Origin of the sequence: Streptomyces sp. SID486 (assembly GCF_009865385.1) — a bacterium.
GTDB lineage: Bacteria > Actinomycetota > Actinomycetes > Streptomycetales > Streptomycetaceae > Streptomyces.
In genome coordinates, this window is record NZ_WWJT01000668.1 from 1 (window position 1) to 9245 (window position 9245).

Below are 9245 nucleotides of genomic sequence, written 5' to 3' on the forward strand. Positions count from 1 at the left end.
GCGGCCCGGTTCTCTCCGCGCGGCCCGGTTCTCTCCGCGCGGTGGGTGAAGAGCCTGCCGTGCCGGTCAGGACGTCGGGGGGTTCGACCCCGTGGCGCGCATGTGGTCCCGGCGGGCGAGGTTGTAGATCCGCAGCAGATGCTTGGCCACCGCGCAGGGCGCGCCGTCGGCGTGGCACTGGCGGCAGGTCCGCATGTGCTGCTCGTAGGTGAAGCGCGCGTTGTCCAACGCGTCGTTGACAGAAGACATGGACTTCTCCGGGCTGGGCGCGTCCGGGGACGGCGCAAAGTTGACTGACTGGTACACCCAGAGCAAGGTGATCATGTTACTGGCGGTACTGGGAAACTCGTACTGTTGCCGGTCCCTGGCGCCTCTCGTCGCCCGGCCTTTCCCCCCGACCGGGCCGAAGCCGAAGTTCCGCTTCCTCGTCGTCCCGGGTGATCCGGCACCGCACGGGCCGTCGGCCACGCGAAGGGCAGGCGCCATGGCCTCGACTCACCGCGCGCGGATGCGCCACCGCGCGCCGGCCCCCGTGCGGCGGGGGCGGTCACCGGCTCCGGTGCGGCGGCGGCAGCAGGTCACCGGCTCCCACACACCGGGCCCGGTCACCGTCCCCGGTGCTCGCGCAGGGCTCGCGCATGGTCCAGGAAGGCGGTCAGCCCCACTTCGAAGGCGCGGTCGGCCCTGCCGTCGCCCACCGCGGCGAGGGCCTCGGCCAGCCGGGGGGTCGGCGTGCTGTCCGTCAGCTCCCACATGGTCTCGGGGGCGGCGAGGTCGAGGGCGGAGCCCAGCACCAGGTTCTCCAGGGCGATGACCAGCGGCATGATCCCGGCCGGGACGAACCCGGCCTCCAGCAGCAGGCCCACCGCACGTTCGTACTGCGCCAGGACCCGGGGCGCGCGGACGGGCGAGGTCATCAGCAGCGGGATCACCCGGGGATGGGCGGCGAACGCGGCCCGGTAGGACCGCGCCCACGCCTCGACCGCCGCGTCCCACGGGGTCCGGTCCAGGGTCGCGGGGTCGATCGCCGCGCACACGCGTTCACGCAGCAGCTCCACGATGCCGTCCCGGCCGTCCACGTGGTGGTACACGGAGCCGGTCTGCACGCCGAGCCGGCGGGCGATCTGGGGGACGCTGAAGTCGCCGGTCTCGTCGACGAGCCGGAGTGCCGTGGTGGTGATGCGTTCGCGGTCGAGGAGCGGTGTGCGCGGCCGTCCCATGGTCAGCGTTCTCCCTGAGGTCTTCCCGGATGCCCGACGGCAGGTTACATTGCGAAAACCGAAAGCCTTTAGGTTTACCGGCCCCGGGCGCCGCCATCCCCTCGTGCGCCCCTCCCGCGCCCGCCCCGACGGCCCACCCCGGCCGCGTCCGCCGACGCCCGCGAACCCGGCTGCCCCACCACCGGGACCCCCTCCCTCCGCCGCCAGAAGGGCTCCCCGTATGTCCGTGACCACCGCCGAACCCCCGGAGAAGGAGGCGCCGTCCGACGGCGCCACTCTCCGGTCCGGCTCCCTCGGCACCGCCGACATCGCCTTCTTCGTCGTCTCCGCCGCCGCTCCCCTGACCGTCATGGCCGGAGTCGCCCCGCTCGCCGTCCTGCTCGGCGGCATCGGCGCGCCGGTCGGCTACCTCCTGGCCGGGCTGACCCTCGCCGTGTTCGCCGTCGGCTTCACCACGATGAGCCGTCATGTCACCAGCGGCGGCGCCTTCTACGCCTACATCGCACGCGGCCTCGGCCGCCCGGTCGGCATCGGCGCCGCACTGCTCGCCCTGGTCGGGTACAACGGCATGGAGATCGGCGTGTACGGCCTCCTCGCCACCACCAGCCGCGACACCCTGCACGCCCTGTGCGGCACCGACGTGCCGTGGCTGCCCGTGTCGCTGGCCGGTCTGGTGCTCATCGGCTACGGCGGCTACCGCTCGATCGACTTCGGCGCCAAGGTCCTCGGAGTGCTCCTGGTGGCCGAGACCGGGATACTCGTCCTGCTCGCCGGCGGAGTACTGGCGCACGGCGGCGCGCACGGCCTCTCCCTGGCCTCGTTCGCCCCGGCCCATGTGTTCGTGCCCGGCACGGCGGCCGTCCTCGCCTTCGCGTTCGCCGCGTTCACCGGCTTCGAGTCGACCGTCATCTACCGCCGCGAGGCCCGCGACCCCGGACGCACGGTCCCGCGCGCCACCTACGCGGCCGTCGGGTTCCTCGGCCTGTTCTACGCGTTCGTCGTCTGGATCGCCATCCAGGCGTTCGGTGACGACCGCGTCGTGCGGGCCGCCGGCCAGGACCCGGCCGGACTCTTCTTCACCGCGATCACCACCTACGTGGGCGGCTGGGCCGCCCATCTCATGCACGTCTTCATCGTGACCAGCGTCCTCGCCTCCCTGCTCGCCTTCCACAACGCCATCAACCGCTACGCGCTCGCGCTCGCCGAGGAGGGCGTGCTGCCGCGCCGGCTCGGCCGCGTCCACCCCCGGCACCGCTCCCCGTACGTCGCCGGACTCGCCCAGACCGCCCTCGGGGCCGTCGTCGTCCTTGCCTTCCGGGCCGCCGACGCCGACCCCTACCAACAGCTGCTGCTGTGGGTGAACACCCCGGGAATGATCGGGCTGTTGCTGCTCCAGCTGCTCGCCGCCGTCGCTGTCGCCCGCTACTTCCGCCGGGTGCGCCACGCGGAGGGGAGGCTGCGCACCGTGGTGGCACCGGTCCTCGCCACCGTCCTGCTCGCCACCGCCATCGCCCTGGTGGTGACCCACATCGACCTGTTCACGGCCGCCCCCACGGCCGTGAACGTCCTGCTCGTCGTGGTGGCACCCGCCGTCTTCCTGCTCGGCCTGCCGCTGGCGTGGTGGCTGCGCCGCAGCCGCCCGGACGTCTACGCCGGGTTCGGCACCGACCCCACCGGATGACCCTCTCACCCACAGGAGTTCATGGCATGCCCGCTGCCGATCTGATCCTCACCGGCGCCCAGGTCCGCACCCTCGACCCCGAACGTCCCACGGCCACGGCCGTCGCCGTGCACGACGGGACGATCGGCGCGGTCGGGACGACGGCCGACGTACGCGACTGGCGCGGCCCCGGCACCGAGGTCCTCGACCTGCACGGCGCCCACCTCGTACCGGGGCTGGTCGACGCCCACAGCCATCCGGTGTGGGGCCTCGACATGGCCACCGGCACCGACCTGTCCGCCGTGACCGACCTGGCCGGGCTGCGTGCCGCGCTCGCCCGCGCCGAGCGGGTGGCCGGCTGGGTGGTGGGCTACGGGCTGGACCACAACGCGTTCGAGGGCCACCCCGTCCACCACGGGCTGGTGGCCGAGGCCCTCGGGGACACCCCGGCCTTCCTGCGCCTGTACGACGGCCACTCCGCCCTCGCCAACGGCGCGGCGCTGGCCGCCGCCGGGGTGACCGGGCCACGCGCCTTCGACCAGCGCGCCCAGGTGGTGTGCGACGCCTCGGGCCGGCCCACCGGGCACCTGGTCGAGCACGCAGCGATGGACCTGGTGACACCGGTCGTACCGCGGCCCTCCCACGAGGAACGGCGGTCCCGGCTCCTGGAGTTGCTGTCGGCCATGGCCGCGACCGGGCTGACCGGCGCCCATGTGATGGACGGCGGGGACCTGGACCTGGTGGCGGCGGTGGCGCGGGAGGCGGTACTGCCGGTGCGGCTGCGGTTCGCGCCCTGGTGCATGCCGGGAGCGGACGCCGACGCCCTGCGGGAGCTGACCGAGGCGCAGGGCAGGGGCGGCCGGCACTGGGTCGTGGGCGGGGTCAAGTTCTTCATGGACGGCACCGTGGAGGGAGGTACGGCCTGGCTGGAGCATCCCGACTGCCACGGGCAGGGCACCGACGCGTTCTGGCCGGACCCGCACGCCTACGCCGAGGCTGTCCGCACCCTGCACGCGTCCGGCGTCCGCACCGCCACGCACGCCATCGGGGACGCCGCCGTCCGGCACGTCCTGGACACCGTCGCCTCGCTGGGACCGAGCGGGCACGGCGCCCACCGGATCGAGCACATCGAGACGGCACCCGACGAACTCCTGCCCCGTTTCGCGCAGCTGGGCGTCGCGGCCTCGCTGCAGCCGCCGCACACCGGCTACACCCGCGGCGACGGCACCGACGAGTGGTCGCGGCGGCTGGGCGGTGACCGGGCCGCACGCGCCTGGCGGCTGCGGGACCTGCGGGAGGCCGGGGCCACGGTCGCCCTCGGCTCGGACTGGCCCATCGCCCACTACGACGTGCGGGCCGTGCTGGCGACGGCCCGCAGCCCCAAGGGCGCCGCGGCGCACCGGCCGGGCCTCACGCCGTTGCAGGCGCTGGAGGGCTGCACCAGCCATGCGGCGGCCGCCGCCGGCGAAGCCGCCGTGACCGGCCGGATCGCACCCGGCCGCCGTGCCGACCTGACCGCGCTGTCCGTGGACCCCGTGCACGCCCCCGGTGACGAACTCACCGACGCGCCCGTGGTGTTGACGGTGACCGGCGGCCGGGTCACGCACCGGGGACCGGCGGGGCCGGGGCGGTAGGCGGCCCCTACGGCCGCGTGTGCCGCCCCCCGGCCGGCCGGGACCGCCCACCGGGGAGACTGGAGGGATGGACGACGACATCCCCCTGGTGCGCCAGGAGCCCGCTCCGCAGTGGTACGGCCGCCTGCGGGCGCAGTCCGGCGACCTCTCCCCCGCCCACTGGCTGAGCGGGCAGGGGCCGGAGCGGGCCGTCTTCGGCACGGTGGCGGGCGTCGCCGCGCCGGGCTTCGCCGCCTACGCGCGGATCCTGCACCCGGCCCGGCTCGACGACCGGCCGGTGCGCTGGTCGACCGTGGCCGCCGCGCACGGTACGCGGGTGACGCCGGGCGTCCGCTGGCACGAGGTGATCGGGGTGGACCAGGACCACGCCGACCGCTGCGGTCCCGGTCTGCCGGGCGTGTGGGACGAGCACCCCCACGAGGGACCGACCCCGCCGGACGTCGCCAGGTCGCTGCTGCCCGTGCTGGCCCGGCACACCCGGACCCCGGAGCAGTGCTGGTTCGGCCTGTGGCACGGGTACGGACGCTGGGACTGGGGCCGGTTCCCCACGTTCGGGACGCCCGGCCGGGACGAGGTCCTGCTGGCCGGCCGGCTCGCCGACGCCGTCTCCCCGGCGACCCTGGACGAGTTCGCCGACCTGCCCGACCTGTGGTGGCCGCAGGACCGCGCCTGGTGCCTGGGCGGGGACGTGGATCTCGTCAGCACCTACGTCGGCGGATCACCGGAGCTGATCGCCGGCCTGCTGGCCGCGCCGGACCTGGAGACCCACCGGGTGACACCGGACAGCCACGTCGGCTGAGACCGCCGCGTCGGGGGCCGTCCGGCCGCTACTCGCCGGGGGCGACCGTGCGGGCCATGACGCGCGCCGCCTCTTCGACGAGCTTCTCGTCCACCGCCGCGTCCGGCGTGGGCCTGGCGGACAGCACGACCAGCACCACCGGCGTCCCCCGGGTCGTCCAGGCCACGCCGATGTCGTTCGCCGTCGCGTACGAGCCCGTGCCGGTCTTGTCCGCCACCGTCCACTCCCCCGGCAGGCCGGCCCGGAACCGTGCGGCGCTGGTCGTGTTGCCCTTCAGCCAGCCGACCAGCCGCTCCCGGCCGGCGGGGGCCAGGGCCCGGCCCAGGGTGACGTGCTCCAGGCTCGCGGCGACCGCCTCCGGGGTCGTGGTGTCGCGCGGGTCGCCGGGGATCGCGGTGTTCAGTTCCGGCTCCCACCGGTCGAGCCGGCTCGTCCGGTCCCCGAGCGACCGGTAGAAGCGGGTAAGCCCGGCCGGGCCGCCGATCTCACGGAGCAGCAGGTTGCCCGCCGCGTTGTCGCTGTACTGGATCGCCGCCGCGCACAGGTCGGCCACGGTCATCCCGGTGGCCTGGTGCTCCGTGGTGCGCGGCGAGTTGGGCAGCAGGTCGAGGGGCGGGTAGTGGACCACCCGGTTCAGCGGCGCGCAGCCGGCCCGGTCGCGCAGGACCGCCGCCGCGGCGAACGCCTTGAACGTCGAGCACATCGCGAACCGCTCCCCCGCCCGGTGGGCCAGGGTGCGCCCGGTGCGGACGTTGCGCGCGTACACACCGAGCCGGGCACCGTAGCGCTGCTCCAGCTCGGCCAGTCCGGCCAGTCCGGCCAGTGTTGCCGATCCTGCCGGTCCTGCCGATCCGGCCGATCCGGCCGATCCGGGGCGCGTGGTGCGCGACCCGGTGGCCGGGGCCGCGGAGGCGGCGCCCGCGGTGAGGGCCGTCGTCGTCACGGCGGCGCCGGTGAACGCGAGGCCGGCCCTGATCAGGCCGCGGCGGGGCAGCGGGGCGGGGCGGTCGGGGCTGGTCATGGGCGAAGTCCTCCTGGAGCGTCCGTCGTTCTGCGTCGGTCGTCGACCGGCCCAGCGAAACAGGCGGAGCCCACTCATGTCCAAGAGGAAACTTTGAAGATCTCATGCCTTATTGATATGAGTGCGGGATGGATCTGCTGGCACACCTGGAGGCGTACGTGGCGACGGCCGACGAGGTGAGCTTCTCCCGGGCGGCCGACCGGCTCGGTATCGCCCAGCCGTTGCTGAGCCGCCGTGTCAGGACGCTGGAGGAGCACTTCGGCGGCGCGCTGTTCGACCGTTCCCGGCGCCGGATCGCGCCCACCGAGCTGGGGGTGCTGCTGCTCCCGTACGCACGGGACGTGCTCGACCGCGCCCAGCGGCTGCGGCAGGCCGCCCGCTCGGCCGGGCGGTCACGGATGCGCGCCGTCGGCGTGCCCGCGGACTGCGCCCCGGCCGGGCTGGCCCGGGCCATCCGCGCCGGCACCGAGCACGGGATCACGCTGGGCATGCGCGAACTGCCGCCCGGTGAGCGCCGGTCGGGGCTGGCCGACGGATCGCTCGGCTACGCGCTGGTGCGGACCGCTCCCGAACAGGCCGGGTACGTGGCGCCGCTGGGGCTGGCGTCCGCGCCGGAGCCGGACGGGCCGGAGGGCGGGCCCGTGCGGCGCGCGGTCCATCTCGAGGAACTCCGCCCCCGCCGCCGCACCGGCGAGCGCACCGCCCCGCCCGTGCTGCTGCTCCTGGCGGAGGACCAGGTGGACTGCTTCCAGGACCGGCTGGCACGTGCCGCCGCTCGCGCCGGGCTGCCCGAGGGGCGCGTCCGCCCGGCCGGACCGGCGGCCACCGCGCTCGCCGAGACGCTGGCCGGGCGGGCGTCGCTGCTGTGCGCCGAACCGTTCGCCCGGCGGCACGGGGCCCACTGGACGCCCTTGGCCGACCGGGCACTGCACCGCGGGTACGACGTGTGCGCCGCCCCTGGCGGCCACGGCACCGAAGGTGTGCCGGACTGGCTGGCCGCGCCGCTCGCGGCGGCCGTGGGCGCCGTCCCCCCGGGCCGCGGCGGGCCGGGACCTGGGGCGGCGGCCGAGGACGCGACCGCGCGGCTGGCGGCGCGCGGATGAGCGCGGTGGAGCACCGGCCGGTCTGCACCGGCGGCCACGGTGGCCTTCTGGACGTCGCCGAGTCCGTGGCCGCGGACTGGGCGGCCCTCGGTGTCCGCGGCTCCTTCCTGGCCCGCAATCTCGACACCGGGGAGCAGCTGGGCTTCGACGTCGACGTGCCGACGCCGCTCGCGTCGGTGGCGAAGGTGCCGCTGGCCCTGGTCGTGCTGGACCGGATCGCGAGCGGGGAACTCGACGCGGCGCACCCGGTGACGGTGGACCCGGGCACCAGCAGCGTCGGCCCCACCGGGCTCGCCGCGTTCCGGCATCCGGCGACGGTGGCCGTCGGTGATCTGGTCCTGCTGATGCTGTCGGTGAGCGACAACGCGGCCGCCGACGCCCTGTTCGGTCTGGTCCCGGTGCGGGAGGTGGATGCGCGGCTGCGCGCGTGGGGGTGCGACGGGGTCCGGGTGCGGCACCGGATGAACCATCTGTACGAGTGCGCGGCCGGTGCCGCCGGCAACGACTTCTCCCTCGCGCTGGAGCTGGCCGTCCGGGACGAGCGGGCCGGCCGGCACACCATCGAGACCCTGGACCCGGCGCGCGGCAACACCGGCTCGGCCGCGGCGCTCGTGGCTCTGCTGGAACGCGTGTGGTGCGACGAGATCGCCGTTCCCCCGGCGACCGCGGAGCTGCGCCGGATGATGGGTCACCAGGTCTTCACCCAACGGCTGGCGGGCGAGCTGCGCACGGACACCCTGCGGTGGAGCGGGAAGACCGGGACGTTCCTGCACCTGCGGCACGAGATCGGCGTGGTCGAGGCGGACCGCGGGGACCGCGTGGCGATGGCCGCGCTGACCCGGTCGGACCGGCGCGCCGGGCTGGCACCGGACATCGACCTCGCCATCGCGGACGCGGGGCGGGAGGCGTTCGAGGCGTTGCGCAGCCGCTGAGCGCGTCCCCGGCCCGCGTGGTGGTGCGGCTCAGGGGAGCAGTCGCTGCTCCTTGGCCACCGCCACCGCGCCCGCCCGGGTGTCGACGCCGAGCTTGTCGTAGATGCGGCGCAGGTGCGTCTTGACCGTCGCCTCGCTGATGTACAGGGCGCGGGCGATGGCGTGGTTGGCCAGGCCGCGGGAGAGGTGGGCGAGGATGTCCCGCTCGCGGGGGGTGAGGGCGGGGCGCGGGTTCCGCAGCCGGGACATGACGCGGTCGGCGACGGGGGGTGAGAGCGCCGGACGGCCCTGGGCGGCGGCGTGGATCGCGGTGAAGAGGTCCTCGGCGCGCTCGGCCTTCAGCAGATAGCCGGTGGCGCCCGCCTCGACGGCACGGGTGACGTCGGCGTCGGTGTCGTACGTGGTCAGCACCAGGACGTGCGGCGCGGGTGACGCGGCGCGCAGCCGGCGGGTGGTCTCGACGCCGTCGATGCCGTCGCCCAGCTGGAGGTCCATCAGGACGACGTCCGGGGCGGTCTTACGGGCCAGGGCGAGGGCCTCCTCGCCGGTGCCGGCCTCGCCGACGACCTCGATGTCCGGAGCGCTGTGCAGGAGCGCCAGGAGTCCGGCCCGTACGACGGCGTGGTCGTCGCAGACGAGGATCCGCACCGGTGTCCGCGCGGCCGTTCCGGGGGTCCGGGTCATCTGGGCTCCAGCGGGATGGCCGCCGACAGGGCCGTGCCCTCGCCCGGCGCCGACTCGACGGTGAGCGTGCCGCCCAGCTGACGCAGGCGGGCACGGATGGCGGGCAGGCCGTGTCCGCGCGCCCCGGCCGCATCGGCAGTGGCGGCGGAGGGGACGCCGGAGGCCGGAGCGGTGGCGGCGGAGGCCGCGGGA

General features: G+C 75.4%; 9 protein-coding genes and 1 pseudogene. 5 read left to right on the plus strand and 5 right to left on the minus strand.

Annotation, left to right across the window (positions count from 1 at the left end):
* Positions 1-66 precede the first annotated feature (66 nt).
* Positions 67-249, minus strand: coding sequence for a hypothetical protein (locus GT045_RS31205; protein ID WP_161336232.1), 183 nt, complete (start codon positions 247-249; stop codon positions 67-69).
* Positions 250-605: 356 nt separating this feature from the next.
* Entirely contained in the window at positions 606-1220 is a 615-nt protein-coding gene (locus GT045_RS31210) for a TetR/AcrR family transcriptional regulator C-terminal domain-containing protein (protein WP_161336233.1), read from the minus strand.
* Between the two features lie 220 nt (positions 1221-1440).
* On the opposite strand from GT045_RS31210, the gene GT045_RS31215 reads away from it, so the two are divergent.
* From GT045_RS31215 to GT045_RS31225, 3 genes are all read left to right on the plus strand, one after another.
* Positions 1441-2901, plus strand: coding sequence for an APC family permease (locus GT045_RS31215; RefSeq protein WP_161336234.1), 1461 nt, complete (start codon positions 1441-1443; stop codon positions 2899-2901).
* Between the two features lie 26 nt (positions 2902-2927).
* The gene (locus GT045_RS31220; RefSeq protein ID WP_161336235.1) at positions 2928-4514 is read left to right on the plus strand and encodes an amidohydrolase family protein; all 1587 of its coding nucleotides are present in this window, start codon (positions 2928-2930) and stop codon (positions 4512-4514) included.
* A gap of 67 nt (positions 4515-4581) precedes the next feature.
* Positions 4582-5313, plus strand: coding sequence for a hypothetical protein (locus GT045_RS31225; RefSeq protein WP_161336236.1), 732 nt, complete (start codon positions 4582-4584; stop codon positions 5311-5313).
* A gap of 28 nt (positions 5314-5341) precedes the next feature.
* Here the strand turns inward: GT045_RS31225 and bla are convergent, their stop codons facing one another.
* Positions 5342-6334, minus strand: a complete 993-nt coding sequence (bla, locus tag GT045_RS31230) for a class A beta-lactamase (protein WP_161336237.1) — start codon at positions 6332-6334, stop codon at positions 5342-5344.
* A 128-nt stretch (positions 6335-6462) separates the two neighbouring features.
* Here bla and GT045_RS31235 point away from each other — a divergent pair, with 128 nt between their 5' ends.
* A complete protein-coding gene (locus GT045_RS31235; RefSeq protein WP_161336238.1) occupies positions 6463-7437 on the plus strand; it encodes a LysR family transcriptional regulator in 975 nt (324 codons plus the stop codon).
* On the plus strand, positions 7434-8369 hold the full coding sequence (locus GT045_RS31240; RefSeq protein ID WP_161287318.1) for a serine hydrolase: 936 nt from the start codon (positions 7434-7436) through the stop codon (positions 8367-8369). The genes GT045_RS31235 and GT045_RS31240 overlap by 4 nt, the downstream gene beginning before the upstream one ends.
* A 30-nt stretch (positions 8370-8399) precedes the next feature.
* On the opposite strand, the gene GT045_RS31245 is transcribed toward GT045_RS31240, so the two are convergent.
* Positions 8400-9053 carry a response regulator transcription factor gene (locus tag GT045_RS31245; protein WP_161287319.1) on the minus strand — a complete coding sequence of 218 codons (654 nt, stop codon included), beginning with the start codon at positions 9051-9053 and terminating at the stop codon, positions 8400-8402.
* Positions 9050-9245 (minus strand): annotated as a pseudogene (locus GT045_RS31250) (hypothetical protein); the annotation flags it as partial. The gene GT045_RS31245 and the pseudogene GT045_RS31250, both read right to left, overlap by 4 nt.